General features: G+C 64.4%; 19 protein-coding genes and 1 riboswitch. Of the genes, 10 read left to right on the plus strand and 9 right to left on the minus strand.

Annotated elements, in window-relative coordinates; all coding sequences use genetic code 11:
* The first annotated feature begins 93 nt into the window (after window positions 1–93).
* Window positions 94–1,119 (plus strand): esterase-like activity of phytase family protein, encoded by a 1,026-nt coding sequence (locus tag J0I79_RS29690; protein ID WP_292867862.1) that lies wholly within the window; start codon window positions 94–96, stop codon window positions 1,117–1,119.
* A 44-nt stretch (window positions 1,120–1,163) separates the two neighbouring features.
* Here the strand turns inward: J0I79_RS29690 and J0I79_RS29695 are convergent, their stop codons facing one another.
* From J0I79_RS29695 to rpmB, 3 genes are all read right to left on the minus strand, one after another.
* Complete coding sequence (locus J0I79_RS29695) at window positions 1,164–1,835, minus strand: hypothetical protein (RefSeq protein WP_292867865.1); 672 nt, start codon at window positions 1,833–1,835, stop codon at window positions 1,164–1,166.
* A 3-nt stretch (window positions 1,836–1,838) separates the two neighbouring features.
* Window positions 1,839–2,519, minus strand: coding sequence for a queuosine precursor transporter (locus J0I79_RS29700; RefSeq protein WP_292867868.1), 681 nt, complete (start codon window positions 2,517–2,519; stop codon window positions 1,839–1,841).
* 135 nt (window positions 2,520–2,654) lie between these two features.
* The gene (gene rpmB / locus J0I79_RS29705; RefSeq protein WP_292867871.1) at window positions 2,655–2,951 is read right to left on the minus strand and encodes a 50S ribosomal protein L28; all 297 of its coding nucleotides are present in this window, start codon (window positions 2,949–2,951) and stop codon (window positions 2,655–2,657) included.
* A gap of 260 nt (window positions 2,952–3,211) precedes the next feature.
* Here rpmB and J0I79_RS29710 point away from each other — a divergent pair, with 260 nt between their 5' ends.
* The 3 genes from J0I79_RS29710 to J0I79_RS29720 are packed head-to-tail and all read left to right on the plus strand — an operon-like array spanning window position 3,212 to window position 5,634.
* The gene (locus J0I79_RS29710; protein WP_292867874.1) at window positions 3,212–4,000 is read left to right on the plus strand and encodes a DUF3108 domain-containing protein; all 789 of its coding nucleotides are present in this window, start codon (window positions 3,212–3,214) and stop codon (window positions 3,998–4,000) included.
* Window positions 4,001–4,048: 48 nt separating this feature from the next.
* Entirely contained in the window at window positions 4,049–4,963 is a 915-nt protein-coding gene (locus J0I79_RS29715) for an EamA family transporter (RefSeq protein ID WP_292867877.1), read from the plus strand.
* A complete protein-coding gene (locus J0I79_RS29720) occupies window positions 4,960–5,634 on the plus strand; it encodes a lysoplasmalogenase family protein (protein WP_292867880.1) in 675 nt (224 codons plus the stop codon). The genes J0I79_RS29715 and J0I79_RS29720 overlap by 4 nt, the downstream gene beginning before the upstream one ends.
* 449 nt (window positions 5,635–6,083) lie before the next feature.
* On the opposite strand, the gene J0I79_RS29725 is transcribed toward J0I79_RS29720, so the two are convergent.
* Both J0I79_RS29725 and gloB read right to left on the minus strand, forming a co-directional pair.
* Window positions 6,084–6,509 carry a cupin domain-containing protein gene (locus J0I79_RS29725; RefSeq protein WP_292867883.1) on the minus strand — a complete coding sequence of 142 codons (426 nt, stop codon included), beginning with the start codon at window positions 6,507–6,509 and terminating at the stop codon, window positions 6,084–6,086.
* Window positions 6,510–6,531: 22 nt separating this feature from the next.
* Complete coding sequence (gene gloB, locus J0I79_RS29730) at window positions 6,532–7,299, minus strand: hydroxyacylglutathione hydrolase (RefSeq protein ID WP_292867886.1); 768 nt, start codon at window positions 7,297–7,299, stop codon at window positions 6,532–6,534.
* A 137-nt stretch (window positions 7,300–7,436) separates the two neighbouring features.
* Here gloB and J0I79_RS29735 point away from each other — a divergent pair, with 137 nt between their 5' ends.
* The 4 genes from J0I79_RS29735 (at window position 7,437) to J0I79_RS29750 (ending at window position 11,519) form a co-directional block, all read left to right on the plus strand.
* A complete protein-coding gene (locus J0I79_RS29735) occupies window positions 7,437–8,219 on the plus strand; it encodes a class I SAM-dependent methyltransferase (protein ID WP_292867889.1) in 783 nt (260 codons plus the stop codon).
* A 136-nt stretch (window positions 8,220–8,355) separates the two neighbouring features.
* Window positions 8,356–10,173, plus strand: a complete 1,818-nt coding sequence (locus J0I79_RS29740; RefSeq protein ID WP_292867892.1) for an ABC transporter ATP-binding protein/permease — start codon at window positions 8,356–8,358, stop codon at window positions 10,171–10,173.
* An 87-nt stretch (window positions 10,174–10,260) separates the two neighbouring features.
* Complete coding sequence (locus J0I79_RS29745; RefSeq protein WP_292867895.1) at window positions 10,261–11,064, plus strand: DUF1194 domain-containing protein; 804 nt, start codon at window positions 10,261–10,263, stop codon at window positions 11,062–11,064.
* 134 nt (window positions 11,065–11,198) lie between these two features.
* Window positions 11,199–11,519: a DUF1330 domain-containing protein gene (locus J0I79_RS29750; protein WP_292867898.1), complete on the plus strand. Its 321-nt coding sequence runs from the start codon at window positions 11,199–11,201 to the stop codon at window positions 11,517–11,519.
* 19 nt (window positions 11,520–11,538) lie between these two features.
* Here the strand turns inward: J0I79_RS29750 and metW are convergent, their stop codons facing one another.
* Both metW and J0I79_RS29760 read right to left on the minus strand, forming a co-directional pair.
* Window positions 11,539–12,153 carry a methionine biosynthesis protein MetW gene (metW, locus tag J0I79_RS29755; protein ID WP_292867901.1) on the minus strand — a complete coding sequence of 205 codons (615 nt, stop codon included), beginning with the start codon at window positions 12,151–12,153 and terminating at the stop codon, window positions 11,539–11,541.
* Window positions 12,150–13,319 (minus strand): homoserine O-acetyltransferase, encoded by a 1,170-nt coding sequence (locus J0I79_RS29760; protein ID WP_292867904.1) that lies wholly within the window; start codon window positions 13,317–13,319, stop codon window positions 12,150–12,152. Before J0I79_RS29760 ends, metW begins: the two co-directional genes overlap by 4 nt.
* 104 nt (window positions 13,320–13,423) lie before the next feature.
* Window positions 13,424–13,501: riboswitch (SAM riboswitch) on the minus strand.
* Between the two features lie 164 nt (window positions 13,502–13,665).
* On the opposite strand from J0I79_RS29760, the gene J0I79_RS29765 reads away from it, so the two are divergent.
* The gene (locus tag J0I79_RS29765; RefSeq protein ID WP_292867907.1) at window positions 13,666–14,775 is read left to right on the plus strand and encodes a histidinol-phosphate transaminase; all 1,110 of its coding nucleotides are present in this window, start codon (window positions 13,666–13,668) and stop codon (window positions 14,773–14,775) included.
* A gap of 6 nt (window positions 14,776–14,781) precedes the next feature.
* The gene (locus tag J0I79_RS29770) at window positions 14,782–15,717 is read left to right on the plus strand and encodes a prephenate/arogenate dehydrogenase family protein (RefSeq protein ID WP_292867910.1); all 936 of its coding nucleotides are present in this window, start codon (window positions 14,782–14,784) and stop codon (window positions 15,715–15,717) included.
* Here the strand turns inward: J0I79_RS29770 and J0I79_RS29775 are convergent.
* Both J0I79_RS29775 and J0I79_RS29780 read right to left on the minus strand, forming a co-directional pair.
* Window positions 15,714–16,640: a sugar kinase gene (locus J0I79_RS29775; RefSeq protein WP_292867916.1), complete on the minus strand. Its 927-nt coding sequence runs from the start codon at window positions 16,638–16,640 to the stop codon at window positions 15,714–15,716. The two genes, J0I79_RS29770 and J0I79_RS29775, sit on opposite strands and share 4 nt — an antisense overlap.
* Window positions 16,641–16,671: 31 nt before the next feature.
* Window positions 16,672–17,578 (minus strand): DUF2125 domain-containing protein (locus J0I79_RS29780; RefSeq protein ID WP_292867913.1); only part of this gene is annotated, 907 nt, incomplete at its 5' end.

The raw sequence follows: 17,578 nt of genomic DNA on the forward strand, positions 1-17,578 counted from the left end.
GGAACTGGCCGGCGCGATGACCGAGCAACTGGCCTCGCTGTTTGCCGAGGAAAGCGCGCGCGATACGCGGCGCGGCGGCATGCGTCGCGCCGGATGACCTTTTCGCGCGGCGGGTTCCGGCGCACGGTTCTTGCCGCTTGCGCACTCGCCGGCTTGGCCTTTTCGCCGGCGATTGCCGCCGGGCCGGCTTCAGTTGAACCGGTTGAGGTTTCAGCGAGACCGATAAGCCAGTTCAAGATCGGACGTGACGAGAAGCGGTTCGGTCCGCTCGAATTCGTCGGCGGGCTGGAAATGACCTCGAAATCGCGCGATTTTGGTGCGCTGTCGGCGTTCCGGTTTCTGAAGGCGGGCAGCGATTTCATTGGCGTGGCCGACACCGGTTACTGGTTTTTCGGCACGGTGGCTCGAGATGCCGACAGGCGGCCCGTCGGCATCCAGAATTTCCGCATGCAGCAGATGGTCGACGGCAAGGGCCAGCCGATTGACGAAAAATGGGAAGTCGACGCCGAAGGCCTCGCGGTCAGGGATGGCGTCGCCACGGTCGGGTTCGAGCGCAACCACCGCGTCGCCCAGTTCAGGATCGATCCGGATGACATGAAGGCGCCGTTCCGGCAGTTGGATTTCCTCATCCCGGCGCGGGAACTGCGCCAGAACCGGGGCTTCGAGACCGTCGCCCACGCCAATGCCGATGGTCCGCTCAAGGGCAGCCTTGTCGTGGTCTCGGAGAAGAGCCTCGACAAGTCGGGCAACATCTTCGCCGCCATCATCGAAGGGCCGCGCAAAGGTATCTTCACCGTCAAGCGCAACGACGATTTCGACATCACCGACGGCGCCTTCCTGCCGGACGGCGACCTGCTGCTGCTGGAGCGCAGCTTCACCATGGCGGGCGGCCTCAAGATGCGGCTCCGGCGCATCCATGGCGAAAGCGTCGAAAAGGGCGCGGTCGCCGACGGGCCGGTGCTCTTGCAGGCCGACATGGGCTACCAGATCGACAATATGGAAGGTCTCGACGTCTGGACCAGGGATGACGGCGCGCTGATGGTGTCGCTGATCTCCGACGACAACCATTCGATCCTGCAGCGCAATCTCTATCTGGAATTCATCCTGCATCAGGGTTGAGCGGCTGGACCCGCGAGGCCGAACCGCTCGACTGCGCGGGGTCTTTACCCTTTAACGGCCAGCCAGATGACATGACGCGCGCCGCGCTTGCCGTTGGCGCGCGTGTTCACTTCCTCGACGGTAAAGCCTGCCTGTTTCAGCCGCCGCGTGAAGCCGGCGTCCGGGCCTTGCGACCACACCGCCAGCACGCCGCCCGGCTTGAGGGCGGCGCGCGCCGCGGCGAGCCCTGTTGCGCTGTAGAGCGCGTCGTTGCCCTTGTGGACAATGCCTTCGGGGCCATTATCGACATCGAGCAGGATCGCGTCCCAGACCCCATGCCCGGACCAGATGACCTGTCCGACATCGGTTTCCCGGACGGTGACGCGCGGGTCGTCGAGACAGCCGCCAAACAGCTCGGCCATCGGGCCGCGCGCCCAGGCGACGACCGCCGGCACCAGTTCCGCGACAACAACGCCGGCATCTCCGCCGAGTTCGGCAAGGGTGGCGCGCAGCGTAAATCCCATGCCCAGTCCGCCGATGAGGATACTCGGCTGCCGATGCCCGGCAATCTTGCCGCAGGAAAGCCGCGCCAGCGCTTCTTCCGAGCCGCTAAGGCGGCTGTTCATCAGCTCATTGGTGCCGAGCATGATCGAGAATTCGGCGCCGCGCCGCTTGAGGCGAAGCTGCTGCGCGCCATCGGGCGTTTTCGCTGAGTCGAGCTGGACCCAGGGGATCATCGGCTAGGCGGCCAAGGCCGGCTGGCTCCAGCGGGCGGCGAGCAGCCGGTAGGGAATGAGGGCGACCACGGCGATGATCAGCTTGACGCTGAGATCGCCGAGCGCCCACGAGATCCAGCGCATGGCGTCGACATGGAAGACGCCCATCAGCGGCGCGGTTTCGAGCGCGAAACTGTCGCTCGGGCCGACAAAGGCGAAGGCGGCGGAAAAGGCGACGCTGAAGAACACAAGCGTATCGAACACCGAGCCGACGAGCGTGCCTAGGATCGGCGCGCGCCACCAGCTCTGCCGGCGCAAGCGGTTGAACACGGTGACGTCGAGCAGCTGCGCGGTCAGGAAGGCGGCGCCCGACGCACAGGCGATGCGCACCAGCCGGTCGGCTGATGTTTCGAACTCGATGAAGCCGTGGCGGAACAGGAAGGGCGGCACCAGGATCGAGCACACCACCGCCGTCATGAAGCCGACGAAAACGATCCGGCGCGCCACGGCAGGCCCGTAGCGGCGATTGGCGAGGTCGGTGACGAGGAAGGAGAAAGGATAGGTGAAGGCGCCCCAGGTGAGCAGATCGGCCAGCGAGAGTCCGCCGACCTGGCCCTGCATCGGGAATTGCACGAGGATATTCGATGCCACGACGACAAGCGCCATGGCGGCCACAAAGGGCAGGTATCTCGAGAAGGAAGTCATTTTTTTATCCTGGGTAATGGAACCAGCGGAGCATCATGCCGAGGCAGCGCTCGCTTGATATGAGGGCATCGGATCATCGAACCTTGCGGGTCTTATCCGATGCCCAAGGCGGTCGTCCCCCGCCTGAAAGACAAATTAAGCAGCGGTCTCTTCGGCGAGCTTCTTGGCGATCTGCTTCTTCAAGAGGCGGGCGCGCTGCGACAGTTCCTTGGCATCGGCCTTGGCCAGGAAGGCATCGAGGCCGCCGCGATGTTCGACCGAACGCAGCGCGTTGGCCGAGATGCGCAGGCGCACGTTCTGGTTCAGCGCTTCCGAAATCAGCGTCACATTGACGAGGTTCGGCAGGAAGCGGCGCTTGGTCTTGTTGTTGGCGTGGCTCACATTGTTGCCGGTCATGACTGCCTTGGCAGTGAGTTCGCAGGTACGGGACATGGTTCTAACCTTCAGTTCTCTCGTGACCTGCCAAACCTTTGTGCCCACGCCGGGTGGCGCGCGGTTCTGGTCAGGCGGCCTTATGGAAAAAGTTGGCGTTCCATAGTTGCATTTCACCGGGGCGTCAAGCTCCGGCTTCCCCACGGAAGCGCCCTGCTTTTCATATTAAGGCCGGATTTGCCTCTATAAGCGGTCCCATAGGGACACGCCAGGCCGGAGTCGCCCGCTTCCGGCCCGAACATCAAGGATACGATCCCGCCATGCCTCGTTTGCCTCTCGCGCTTGCCGCCGCGCTTGCCATTGCCTTGCCGTCCGCGGCCTCGGCCGCCTCGCCGCAATCCTTCAAGGGCGCATACACCGTGTCGTTCCTGGGTTTGTCGATCGCGAGATCGACCTTCTCCAGCAGTTATGAGAACGGCGTCTATACGATCAATGGCACCGTCTCGGCGGCGGGTCTGGCCAAGCTGTTCGACGACACGCGCGGCACGATCTCGTCCAAGGGCATCATCTCGGGCCAGAAGATGGTGCCGCAGGCGTTCCGCGCCGACTACACCTCGGGCAAGAAGGTGTCGGCGATCGACATCCGTTTCACGAACGGTAACGTCACTTCGACGCAGGTCATTCCTCCCCCCGGCAAGCGCGATCCCAAGGAATGGGTGCCGCTCGGCGCCGGCGACCTCGCCTCGGTGCTCGACCCCATGGCGGCAACCGTCATCCATGCCGACAGCCTGGACAAGGTCTGCGGCCGCACGGTGAAGATCTACGATGGCGAGATGCGCGCCGATCTGACGCTGAGCTACGTTTCGAAGGGGACGATCTCGGTGCCAGGCTACAAGGGCGACACCGTCACCTGCAGGATGGGTTTCGAGCCGGTGGCTGGCTATCGCAAGGGCCGCAAGGCGCTGGAGTTCCTGAAGAACAAGAGCCGGATGATGGTGACGTTTGCGCCGCTCGGCCAAACCGGCGTATATGCGCCCATCCACGCCACGGTCGGAACCCAGATCGGTCCGCTGACCATAAGCGCGAAACAGTTCGAAGCGGTGCAATAGACCGGGCGCATCCCTGGAGACAGGAGCGGGCGCGCCACTGGAGAGGGAATGGGGCGCGCAACACTCATCGGGTTCTCGGCGGTCGCCATGTGGGCGCTGCTGGCATTGCTCACCGACGCGTCCGGCAAGGTGCCGCCCTTCCTTCTGTCGGCGATCACCTTCTCGATCGGCACCGGCGTCGGGCTTGTCGCGCGGCTGTTCATGCCAGCCGCCGACAAGAGTCAAAAAATACCGCCCCAGGTCTGGCTGATCGGCATAGCCGGCCTGTTCGGCTACCACTTTTTCTACTTCACCGCATTGCGCAACGCGCCGGCTGTCGAGGCAAGCCTGATCGCCTATCTGTGGCCGCTGCTGATCGTGCTGGGGTCGGCGCTGATGCCGGGCGAGAAGCTGGCATGGAACCACGTCGTGGGCGCGCTGCTCGGCCTTGCCGGCACCGTGCTGATCGTCACCAAGGGCGGCGCCCTGGCCTTCGATGCCCGCTATGCCTTCGGTTATGCCATGGCCGCCGTCTGCGCCGTGCTGTGGTCGTCCTATTCACTTCTGTCGCGGCGGTTTCCGTCCGTGCCGACCAGCATCGTCACCTGGTTCTGCGCGGCAACCGCGATCCTGTCGCTCGCCTGCCATCTGGCGCTGGAACAGACGGTGCTGCCCGATGGTGCCGGCCAGTGGCTGGCGGTGCTCGGCCTCGGGCTGATGCCGGTGGGCGCCGCCTTCTATGCCTGGGATATCGGCGTCAAGCGCGGCAACATCCAGGTGCTGGGCGCCGCGAGCTATGCCGCGCCATTGCTATCGACGCTGGTGCTGATCGCGGCGGGCGTCGCCGAGCCGTCGCTGCGCATCCTGGCGGCCTGCGTGCTCATCACCGGCGGCGCGGCCCTGGCGGCGAAGTCGCTGTTCCTGCGCAAACCGGCGCCGGCCCAAGGCGGACCCGGGGCATCCGAAGGCGGAGCCAGGGCATGACGATGCCCTTTGCCGGCGGCATCGACGCCAACGCCAATGCAACGCTGATCTTCTCGCTGGTGGCGGCGGTCATCTACGCCTTTTCAGCTGGAATGCCACCAACGCTCGGCCGCTCGGCGGCGAAGACGCTCGCCGTGGCGATGCTCGCCGTGCTCGCCGCCATGCAGAGCGGCCCGCTGCTTCTGGTCGCCGCGCTTGCGCTGAGCGCGATCGGCGATGCCTTCCTGTCGCGCGATGGCGAAAAGGCCTTCATGGGTGGGTTGGCGAGTTTCCTCATCGCCCATGTCGTCTACATCGCGCTGTTCCTGCGCGCCGGGGGCGGGCTGGGCCTGATTGGCGCCGAGCCCTGGCGCGGCGCGATCATGCTCGCCATGGCGGTGTTCGCGGTCGTCATGATCGCCGCGCTCTGGCGCCGTGTCGGTCCCGGCCTGCGCATTCCGATCGCCGTCTATGTCGTCGCGATCCTGGCGATGGGCTTGTCGGCGCTGACGACAAGCAGTCCCTTGGTGATCGGCGGCGCGGTGCTGTTCATGGCGTCGGATGGGCTGCTCGCCACCGAGAGATTCCTGGTCGCAGCCATCTCGCCGCATCGCGGCTGGATGCGGCTTGCGGTGTGGGTGCTCTATTATGCCGCCCAACTGGCGATCACGCTCGGGTTTCTGTTGGGCTAGGATTTGCCGTCGAATTCGACGAAACCAATGCTGATGATGCTCAGCGGTTAGCTACTGCTCATTGCGCCAGCATGGAACACAGCATCAGATAAATCGTGTAAAAGGACACACCCAGAGAGATGAGAAGAATCATCATGAGCAATCGCCTCTGAAGCGTCGGAACCTCGTTCCATTCGCGAAACAACCTGCATACGTAGAAGATTGAATACGCTGCAAAGAACACGCTCATTACAAATAGTGCGACAAAGATGCTCTTCGGATAAATAGGTCGGAGCAGAAGGCCTGCTACGCCAACTGCGGAAAAGGTGGCAATGAGCACTTTGTTTCGCATAGGCAGCCGATAATCATTCATATCGGCATGGCCTTGATGGGCATCCGGTGCGCAGCCGGATCGGCAATACGGCTGGCAAGATGTTGGTTGCGAGAGTTAAATGGGACGCCTTTCGGGATCATTCTCCTGGCTGCCAGTCCGGCGCGGCCAGTTCGAAGGCGGCGAAGTCGAAGCCCGGCGCCACGGTGCAGCCGACCAGCGTCCATTCGCCGAGGCTGCGCGCCGATTGCCACCAGCCCGCCGGGACGATGATCTGCGGCCGTTCGCCCGCCGCGAGCTCGATGCCGAGCACCTGCTCGACCACGGCGCCGCCGTCTTCCCACATCGACAGCGCCAGCGGCGCACCGGCGTAAAAATGCCAGGCTTCGGCCGCATCCCTGACCCGGTGCCAGGCCGAAAGCTGATCCTCCTCGAGAAGGAAATAGATCGCGGTCGAATGGCCGCGCGCGCCGCCGTCCTCGTCACGGAAAGTCTCTGCGTACCAGCCGCCTTCGGGATGCGGTTTCAATCCCAGTGTCGCGATGATTTCGGCGGAGCTGCTCATCCGGAGAACGCTAGCACGGCGCTCAGAAATTGTCCTTGCGCTTGCGGATTTCGGCGAACACCTCGGCATCCCCTGCCTTTTCCATGCCGAGATGCTTGCGGATCGCGGGATCGTGCCAGCGCAGGAAGGGGTTGGTCGACAGTTCCTCGCCGATCGTCGTCGGCAGCGTCGGCTTGCCTTCGACGCGAAGCGCCTCGATCCTGGCGGCACGTTCCCTGAGGGCCGAATTTGTCGGGTCGACGCTCAAGGCGAAACGCGCGTTGGCGAGCGTGTATTCATGGCCGCAATAAACTGTCGTCTCGGCCGGCAGGGCTGCGAGCTTCTTCAGCGATTCGTACATCACCGGCGGCTTGCATTCGAACAGCCGGCCGCAACCCAGCGCAAACAGCGTGTCGGCGGTGAAGGCCACTTTCGAACCGGGCAGGTGGTAGGAAACATGGCCGGCGGTGTGGCCGGGCGTGGCGATCACCTCGATGCGTTCGTCGCCCAGATGCAGGACGGAGCCCTCCTCGACGGTTTCGTCGATGCCGGGGATTTTCGCCTTTTCGGCCTCGGGGCCGACGATGCGCAGCTTGAAGCGTTCCTTCAGCGCCAGGTTGGCCTCGACGTGGTCGGCATGATGGTGCGTGGTCAGGATCATGGTCGGCGTCCAGCCGGTGCGCTTGAGCGCGACCAAGATCGGGCCTTCCTCGGGCGCGTCGATGATTGCGGTCTGCCCGCTTGCGGGGTCATGCACCAGGACGCCGAAATTGTCCGTGCGGCACATGAACTGCTCGATTTCGACCGCCATCGCCTCTCTCCATTTGCTGCCGCAGACATAGGGCGGCGGAGCGCCGATGTCATCCGGCAACGCCGAATAAGATCGGCAAAGTCGGCTGTCCCGGGGCTTTTGTTGAAACCCGCCGATATCACGGCTACATCCCTGACATGCATTCCGACATCGTCGACCTTCGCTCCTTCTATTCGACAACGCTCGGCCGCTTCGCCGAGCGCTCGATCACCATGGCGTTATCGTCGATATGGGCCGCGGTGCCCAACGAACGGCTTGTCGGCCTCGGCTACACATTGCCTTGGCTGGAACGCTTCGGCACCGACGCCGAACGGGTTTTCGCCTTCATGCCGGCCACCCAGGGCGCCGTCGTCTGGCCGCCGGCCGGGCCGGTGGCGACGGCGCTGGTTTTCGACGAGGAGTTGCCGTTGGTCGATTCCTGCATCGACCGGGTGCTGATGGTCCATTCGCTGGAACATGCCGAAAATCCGCGCGAGACGCTGAACGAAATCTGGCGGGTGCTGTCACCGGCGGGGCGGGTCGTCATCGTCGTGCCGAACCGGCGCGGTGTCTGGGCGCGCTTCGAACATACGCCGTTCGGCAACGGGCGGCCGTTCTCGCGCGGGCAACTGACCGAACTGCTGCGCGAGGCGAATTTCACCCCGGCGGCATGGTCCGACGCGCTGTTCTTCCCGCCGTCGCGGCGGCGCTTCATGATGCGCTTCCACAATGTGCTGGAGCGCGCCGGCCGGCGGCTGTGGCCGATCTTCTCCGGCGTCATCGTCGTCGAGGCGCAGAAACGGCTCTATCAGGGCGTGCCGGTGGTCCAGCGCGCGTCCCGCCGTGTCTTCGTGCCGGTGCTGTCGCCACATGGCGCGACGCGGCTCGGCCGGCGGGCCGGCGAGGGCGCGTCACCGGCCCGCCGGGTGAAACCTTCGTGATCTCGCCAGAAATTTCCTCAGCGCGGCCTTTGCCGGTCTATCTGTCGTGGTGAACTCGCAGCCTGGTTGATATGCGGATGCCTTCAGTCTTCTTCATCCGGTTTCAGCATCGCTTCTGAACGCAAGGACTTGGGTAATGGCTGATCAACCAGACAACGCTGTCCGGCCGGTCGCGGCGGTCGAGGCCAGCAGCCTGCGCGACCAGGTGACGACGATCAAGCAGGCGCTGCTGGGGTCGCCGGTTCGCAAATGGCTGTTGTGGACCTCGGTCGGCATCATGCTGGTGATCATCGCGACATCGATCGGCCAGGTCCTGCTCAACCGCTGGAACCAGCCCTTCTATGACGCACTTGCGCGCCGCGACATGACGGCCTTCCTGCATCAGCTTTTGATCTTTGCGATGATCGCCGGCGGGCTGCTGGTGCTCAATATCGGCCAGACCTGGCTCAACCAGATGATCCGGCTGAAGCTGCGCGAGGCGCTGACGCTGGATCTGATCGACCAGTGGATGAAGCCAGCGCGCGCTTTCCGCCTGGCCAATGCCGGCGCCATCGGAGTGAACCCCGACCAGCGCATGCAGCAGGACGCCGCGCATCTGTCTGATCTGTCGACCGATCTCGGCGTCGGCCTGCTGCAATCGTTCATCCTGCTGGTATCCTTCGTCGGCGTGCTGTGGGAGCTGTCCTCGGGCTTCGTGTTCCACATCGGCGGCTGGTCGCTGGCGATACCGGGCTACATGGTATGGGCAGCCTTCCTCTATGCCGGCATCGCCTCCTGGCTGAGCTGGCTGGTCGGTCGGCCGCTCATCCGTCTCAACAGCGACCGCTACACGCGCGAAGCCGAGCTGCGTTCCTCGATGGTGCGCGTCAACGAGAATGTCGACGCCATTGCACTCTACCATGGCGAAGACGACGCCAGGCGACGGCTCGAACTCGACCTAGGCACGGTGCTGGGCGCCATGCGGCGTATCTTCACCGCCCAGATCAACCTGTCCTGGGTGACCGACACCTATGGTTGGATCACCGTGGTGGCGCCGATCCTGGTCGCTTCGCCGGTCTATTTCTCCGGCGATATCTCCTTTGGCGGGCTGATGATGGCGGTCGGCGCCTTCAACCAGGTCCACTCCTCGCTGCGCTGGTTCATCAACAATATCGGCAGCATCGCCGACTGGCGCGCCACGCTGATGCGGGTCGCCGACTTCCGCATCGCGCTCAATGAAACCGATGTGCTGCACGACAAGGAAAAGCGCATCGCCTTCGATGAAAACGCCAATGGCAGCCTGACCTTCGAAAGACTCGAAGTCGCCTCGCCGGAGGGTTGCACGAAACTCTCGGACCAGCATGTCGAAATCCGGCCGGGCGAGCGCGTGATGATCACCGGCGAGCCCGGCGCCGGCAAGACACTGTTCTTCCGCGCCATTGCCGGCCTGTGGCCGTGGGGCAGCGGCAAGATCGGCCTGCCTGCGGGAGAGACCCTGATCTTTGTGCCGCGCGTCCCATATCTGCCGGCCGGCACGTTGCGCGAGGTGCTCAATCACGCCAATGGGCACGCGGCCCCCAGCGATGCCGAGATTGCGGCGGTGCTGGCCGAAGTCGGTCTCGAACGGCTGTCGTCCTCGCTCGACCGGGTCGGGCGATGGGACCATGAACTGGCTGATGACGAACAGCGGCTGCTGGGCGTGGCCAGGCTCGCCTTGCGGCAACCGAAATGGGTTGTTATCGACGAGGCGATGGATGCCTTCGACGGCCCGTCGCTGAGGCGGGCTTTGTCGCTGCTGGAGAAGCATCTGAAGGGGGCGGCGATCATCAACATCGGGCGCGGTCAGCACAACAATCAGTTCTTCCCACGCAGCCTGACGATCGTGAAGGATTCCGGCGCTCCGGCGCTGAAACCCGCGCGCGTCAGGGCCGGCGCCATCGAGCCACCGCCCGTCGCCGCCCGGCGCAAGAAATAGCGCTGCTCGCCGGCTTGCCGGCGAGCAGCTTTATTTCGCCGTGATCGCGGGGAAAGCTCGGCGGGAGAAACAACCCCGGCACCGGCCATGCTTGACGCCCTGCGTTTGCTTGCCTGTCTCGCCTGCGCCCAGGCGATACCGATTGCCGCGCCACAGGCAGCGCTGCCGGTCGATGTCGAGCTGGTGCTGGCGGTCGATATCTCGCTGTCGATGGACGAGAGGGAATTCGCCCTGCAGCGCGCGGGCTATGTCGAGGCGTTGCGACATCCGGATTTCGTCCAGGCGGTTCGCTCCGGCAACAAGGGTCGCATCGCGCTTGCCTATTTCGAATGGGCGGGCACCGTGCGTGACGACGCGGTCATCGGCTGGCAAATCATCGACGGCGCCGAGAGCGCCAAGGCTTTTGCCGACAAGGTCGCGGCCCGGCCGTTCCGCAGCTTTCGCGGGACCTCGATTTCCACAGCGCTCGGTTTCGGCGCCGGGCTTTTCGACAGAACGGATTTCCAGGGCGAACGCAGCGTCATCGACATATCGGGCGACGGTCCCAACAATGTCGGGCCGCCGGTGACGGTGATGCGTGATGCCGCGGTCGCCAAAGGCATTGTGATCAACGGCCTGCCGATCCTGATCAACCCGTCGCCGACCTTCAAGCATCTGGACCAGTATTATGCGCAGTGCGTGACCGGTGGGCCCGGCTCCTTCGTGCTGCCGATCCATGCCGCGGCGGAGTTTTCCACCGCCATCCGGCGCAAGCTGATCCTCGAGGTGAGCGGTATCCAGGACAGGGCCAGTGTCATTCCCATCGCCGCCGATGCGCCGGTCGACTGCCTGCTGGGCGAACGCGACAGGCGGTTCCTGTCCGATCCGTATTTTCCGGAACTCGACCGGTGACGCATCGCTTTGCGGGCGGCCACGCTCGCTGCTGCTTTTCATTACCTCATACGTAATCGCATGATGTCAGGCGTTCGGGCAGATTGCTCCTCATGAGGCCGGCTGGTCGGCCTCGATCCAACAGGAGTTATGTCATGACCGCCTATGCCGTCGCCCATATGCGCCAAGTCACGATGGGCCCGCAGATCGTCGAGTACCTGCACAGGATCGATGCCACGCTGGAGCCCTTCGGCGGCCGGTTCCTGATCCATGGCGGCGACGTCGAGGTGGTCGAGAACGACTGGCCGGGCAATCTGATCGTCATCGAATTTCCCGACAGGCAGCATGCGCGGGACTGGTACGCCTCGCCGGCCTATCAGGCCATCCTGGCATTGCGGACCGAAAACTCGCAATCGGATGTGGTTTTCGCAGATGGCGTCGAGCATCCGCACAAGGCGACGGATGTTCTGAGCTAGTGCCAGCTATCGGATCTGGCTATCGCTTCAGCAGGAACACTGCCTGCTGGCCAAAGAAATTCCAGAACCACCAGGGCATCGACAGGCCGATCTTCTGGCCGTTGCCGTCGAGCGCGGTTGCCTTTTCCACCGTCGCGCCAAGCTCCTCGCACAGATTGACGAAGTCGCGGATGGTGCAGAAGTGGATGTTGGGCGTGTCGTACCAGGAATAAGGCAGGTCCTTGGTCACGGGCATGCGACCGTTGACGAACAGCGACAGGCGCACCCGCCAATGGCCGAAATTGGGGAAGGACACGATGGCGCGATCGCCGATCCTGAGCAGTTCGTCGAGCACCAGCTTCGGGTTTCGCGTCGCCTGCAGGGTCTGCGACAGGACGACGAAGTCAAAACCCTTGTCGGGATAGAATTCGAGGTCCTTGTCGGCGTCGCCCTGGATGACCGAGAGGCCGCGCGCTACGCATTCGTTGACGCCGCGCTGCGACAGTTCGAGGCCGCGGCCGTCGACCTGTTTGGTGTCCTGCAGCAATTCGAGCAGCGAGCCGTCGCCCGAGCCGACATCAAGCACGCGCGAGCGCGGCGGGATGAGATTGGCGACGACTTCGAGGTCGACGCGCTGGCTTCCGTTGACGCTCATGATGTGAGCCCCCTTGCGCGTGCGGCCGAACCGATGAAGCCGTTGATGGCGGCAAACAGTTCCGGCTCGTCCAGGAGGAAGGCGTCATGGCCGCGGTCGGTCTCGATCTCGACGAAGGACACCGAGGCGCCTGCCGCATTGAGCGCGTGCACGATCGAGCGGCTTTCCTCGGTGGGAAACAGCCAGTCGCTCGTGAAGGACACCAGGCAGAAGCGCGTCTTGGTGCCGGCGAAAGCATCCGCCAGCCGGCCGCCATGGTCGGCCGCGAGGTCAAAATAGTCCATCGACCGGGTCATGTAGAGATAGGAATTGGCATCGAAACGGTCGACGAAGGTCATGCCCTGGTGGCGCAGATAGCTCTCGATCTGGAAGTCGGCGTCGAAACCGAAGGTGAGTGTTTCGCGATCCTGGAGGTTACGGCCGAATTTCCGGTGCAGCGCGGCTTCCGAAAGATAGGTGATGTGGGCGGCCATGCGCGCCACCGCCAGCCCTTTTTCCGGACGCTTGCCATAGTCGAAATATTTGCCGCCATGCCATTCGGGATCGGCCATCACGGCCTGCCGGCCAACCTCGTGGAAGGCGATGTTCTGCGAGGAATGGCGCGCGCCGGTGGCGATCGGGAGTGCCGAGAAGACCTGCTCTGGATAGCTCGACGCCCATTCCAGCACCTGCATGCCGCCCATCGAGCCGCCGAGCACGCAAAACAGCTTCTCGATGCCGAAATGGTCGATCAGCATCTTCTGCGCGCGCACCATGTCGCGGATGGTGATGACCGGCAGGTCGAGCCCGTAAGGCTTGCCGGTGGCTGGGTTCGTGGAGGCTGGGCCGGTCGACCCCAGGCAGCCGCCGATGACGTTGGAGCAGATGACGAAGAAGCGATCGGTGTCGATGATCCTGCCCGGGCCGATCAGCACCTCCCACCAGCCGGGCTTGCCGGTGACCGGATTGGTGTTGGCGACATGCTGGTCGCCGGTCAGCGCATGGCAGACGAGGATGGCGTTGGACCGGGCATCGTTCAGCGTGCCGTAGGTCTGGTAGGCGATCTGGAACGGCGACAGCAATGTGCCGGCGTCGAGCTTCAGCGGCTTGTCGGGGCCGAAACGCAACACCGGGCTCGACGGCTGGTCGGCCTCGTTGTTGGTTTTTCCTGCGCGCGGAGCGGCCATCTCGTACTCACTTGCTGCATCGTGCCTGGCGGGAATCGCCGCGATGCGGTCGTCCGGCCGGCTCGCGGACAATAAAAAACCGGCATTGCCATTCGCAAAGCCGGTTACGTCACGCAACGGCCCTTTAGCGAATTGTTTAACGTGGCTGCAAGCCGACCGGCCAAATCACCACGGGAGTTCGTTGCCCTTCTAGAACTCGCCCGCCTCGCCGTCAATGCCGGCCGTTTGGGCCAACCATTGCGCGGACCGTCTCGCTGGCACCATTGCCACCTCTCGACATTGCCGGTCATGGCTTGTATTTCCGCAGCGGCCTCCGGATGGAGGCATTTTCGACAGGTTTGCAAAAATGAGCCAGACACCGGACACGGCACGTCCAACGCCCCGCGCGGGCATCATGGATATCGACGCCTATGTGCCGGGCAAGAGCACGGCTCCGGCAGGCGTCGCCAAGGTGCACAAACTGTCGTCGAACGAGAATCCGCTCGGTCCGTCGCCGAAGGCGATCGAGGCGGCGCGCGAGGTCGCGGCCAGGCTCGACATCTATCCCGACGGCACCGCACGCCGGTTGCGCGAGGCGATCGCGGAAGTGCATGGCCTCAACGCGCAGAACATCATCTGCTCCAACGGCTCGGACGAGATCCTCGGTCTGCTGGCGCAGACCTATCTCGCGCCCGGCGACGAGGCTGTTTTCACCGAACACGCCTTCATGGTCTACAAGATCTACATCCAGTCGGCGGGCGCCGTGCCGGTGGTGGTGAAAGAGACCGATGAACGCGCCGATGTCGATGCGATCCTGGCCGCCGTGACGGCGCGCACGAAGATCGTTTTCCTCGCCAATCCCAACAACCCGACCGGCACCTATCTGCCGTTCCAGGAGGTGCGCCGCCTGCATGCCGGCCTGCCGAAGAGCGTGCTTCTGGTACTCGACGCCGCCTATGCCGAATATGTCCGTCGCAACGACTATGAAGCCGGCATCGAACTGGCGGGCAGTGCGCAGAATGTGGTCATGACGCGCACCTTCTCCAAGCTCGGTCTCGGGGGCGCGCGGATCGGCTGGATGTACGGCCCCATGGACATCGTCGACGCGATCAACCGCGTGCGCGGCCCCTTCAATGTCAACGCAACGGCGATCGAGGCCGGCATCGCGGCGATCCGCGACCGCGCCCATGTCGAGCGCAGTGTTGGGCATAACGAGACCTGGCTTGCCTGGCTGAGCCAGGAGATGATCGGGCTCGGGCTGCGGGTGACGCCCAGCGTCGGCAATTTCCTGCTCATCCATTTCCCTGACGACCAGAAGCATTCCGCCGCGGCTGCCGACGACTATCTGACGGCGCGCGGCTACATATTGCGGCGCGTCTCCGGCTATGGCTTTCCCAACGCGCTGCGCATGAGCGTCGGCACAGAAGAGGCCAATCGCGGCGTTGTCGCCGCACTCACGACATTTCTGAAAAGCTAGGACGCCATGACATCCCCGATGTTTGAAAAAATCGCGCTTGTCGGCATCGGCCTGATCGGCTCGTCGCTCGCCCGCGTCATCCGCCGCGAAGGCCTGGCGCGCCATGTCGCCATCTCCACCCGCAGCGAGGCCACGCTCAAGAGAGCCGAGGCGCTGGGCCTGGGCGATTCCTACACCACGGACGCGAAGGAAGCGGTCCGCGACGCCGACCTGGTCATCGTTTCGGTGCCCGTCGGTTCGTCTGGAGCCGTCGCGGAAGAGATCGCGCCGGCGCTGAAGAAGGGCGCGATCCTCACCGATGTCGGCTCGACCAAGGCTTCCGTCATCGCGCAGATGCAGCCGCATGTGCCCGAGGGCGTGCATTTCATTCCCGGCCATCCGCTGGCCGGTACGGAAAAGTCCGGCCCCGACGCCGGCTTCGCCGACCTGTTCGCCAACCGCTGGTGCATTTTCACGCCGCTGCCGGGCACCGATGCCGGCGCGCTGGAGAGACTGTCGGAATTCTGGCGCCGTTGCGGCGCCAACATCGACACGATGGACCCGCAGCATCACGACATGACGCTGGCCATCGTCTCGCACCTGCCGCACATCATCGCCTACAACATCGTCGGCACCGCCGACGATCTGGAATCGGTGACCAAGACGGAAGTGATCAAATATTCCGCTTCCGGCTTTCGCGATTTTACGCGCCTGGCCGCCTCCGACCCGACCATGTGGCGGGACGTCTGCCTGCACAACAAGGACGCTATCCTCGAAATGCTGGCGCGGTTCTCGGAAGACCTGGCGTTCCTGCAGCGGGCGATCCGCTGGGGTGATGGCGACAAGCTGTTCGACCTGTTCACCCGCACGCGGGCTGTGCGTCGCTCGATCATCGAGGCCGGGCAGGATATTGATACGCCCGACTTCGGCCGCCAGGCGGTCGAACACCCCGCAAAAAGCTAAGCTGTTTCTGTAGGCCAGGTCGCGGCGACCATGGCCAGCGTCTCGGCGCGGTCCGGCGTGCCCAGCCTGCCGCCGAAGCGCAGGCATTTGAGCGCGGCGGCGGCGCTGGCGAAGCGCAGGGCGTGCCTGACAGGCATGGCTTCGGCCAATCCGACGGCAAAGGCGCCGTGAAAGACGTCACCGGCGGCCAGCGTGTCGACCGCCTTGATTTTCGGCGCCTCGACATGGCGGATGTTCGACTGATCGGCCCACCAGGTCCCGGCGGCGCCGCCGGTCATCGCGACGAAGGCGTCGGTGCGCGAGGCTAGGTCGGCGCAGGCGGTGCGCGGATCGAGCGCATGGCCGCATATGATGCGGGCGGCCGGCTCGGACGCGACGATGTGCGAGGCCAGCGGCAGCAGATGCTCGAGCACCTCCAGTGGCGCAGTGTCGGCATCGAGGATCGCCGGCCGGCCGGCCGCACGGGCGGCCTTGAGCGCAAGCGCTGCCGCGCCCGGCCAGCGCACATCTGCCAGCACCGCATCGAAGGCGGAAATATCCGCGAACGGCAATGCTTCGGGATCGGCCTGGGCCCTGGCGTCGTAAAAGGGAACGATGATGCGCTCGCCATGCGCATCGACGAGGATCGAGGCCAAGGCCGAGCGCGCGCCGGCAACACGGCGCACATGGGTGCAATCGACGCCTTCGGCCTCGATCCCGGCAACCAACTGGTCGCCCACGAGGTCGTCGCCGGCGCTCGCCCAGAGCGACACCTCGGCGCCGAGGCGATGCGCGGCGCAGGCAGCGCTCGTCGCCATGCCCGAGGCGATCTGGACGCCGTCGGAAGCGATGAATTTTCCCTGATGGTGGGGCAAGGTGTCGACACGCAGGATCGTATCCAGCGTCAGCGCTCCGACACTCAGAAGCTTCACGGGCGTCACGATGGTAGCGTCAGGCCGGAGCAAAGCATGATTTCTATTGCACCGGCTTGATCTTGCCGAGTGGAATGAAACCCAGCGAAGCCTTGCCCTTGACCACCTTCAGCGGCATGGACGGCTCGTTCCCCAGGATGGCCAACGCTGCGAAACCCTGCTGGATCGCGTCTTTCTGTTCCGGCAGCGCGCCGCCAAGGATGGAGGCCACGGCCTTCGGATCCTTGATCCGGATCATCAGGTCGGCGTCCACCAAGCCTTCCGCATCGACGGACAACGGCCCGGAAACGGTGATGCGCGCCGTTCCCGACGACACGTCGAGGTGGCGGATCTCGATGCTCTGGCCACGCAGGCTTTTCACCTGCGTGCCGATCAAGGCGACGCCGTTCTTCAGCGTGGCGTCGCCGCTGGCGTCGAGCGCCGGCAGCACCCTTCCGCCGATCGCATCGGCGTCGATCTCGAGGTCGGTGAAACTGCCGATATAGTCGACATCCGCGCCGTTCGGCTGTAGCTGGCCGTACGCCTTGCCGGCGCTGAACAGCTCCACCGGATCCGTGTCGTCGGCCGGGTCGGTCTGGCCGGACAGGCCTTCGGCATGGAGCGAAACCCGCTTGGGCAAGGGCCAGGACAGTTTGACGTTGGCCTGCAGATTGTCCCAGTCGATCCACAGCGGAACCATGCCGGGAACGGAAGTTCGCAGCGGCCCGCGCAGGTCGGCTACCGGCGACAGGGGCTGGGTGATCTGGGCCGCGGCGTTGAACGACCCTGCCGAGGCCGCGACGTTCCTGGTGTCGTCCTCATAGGCGAGGTTGTCGCAGGTGACGGTAAAGCTCAGCGGATAACCGCTGACCTGAAGATTGGCACAGCCGGCCTGGATGCCGCTCTTGTTCAGCGTGGCAACAGCCTTGTCGGCTTCGGTCCTGACCTTGTTGGCCAGGTAGAACCAGCCG

Origin of the sequence: Mesorhizobium sp. (assembly GCF_017306585.1) — a bacterium.
GTDB lineage: Bacteria > Pseudomonadota > Alphaproteobacteria > Rhizobiales > Rhizobiaceae > Mesorhizobium.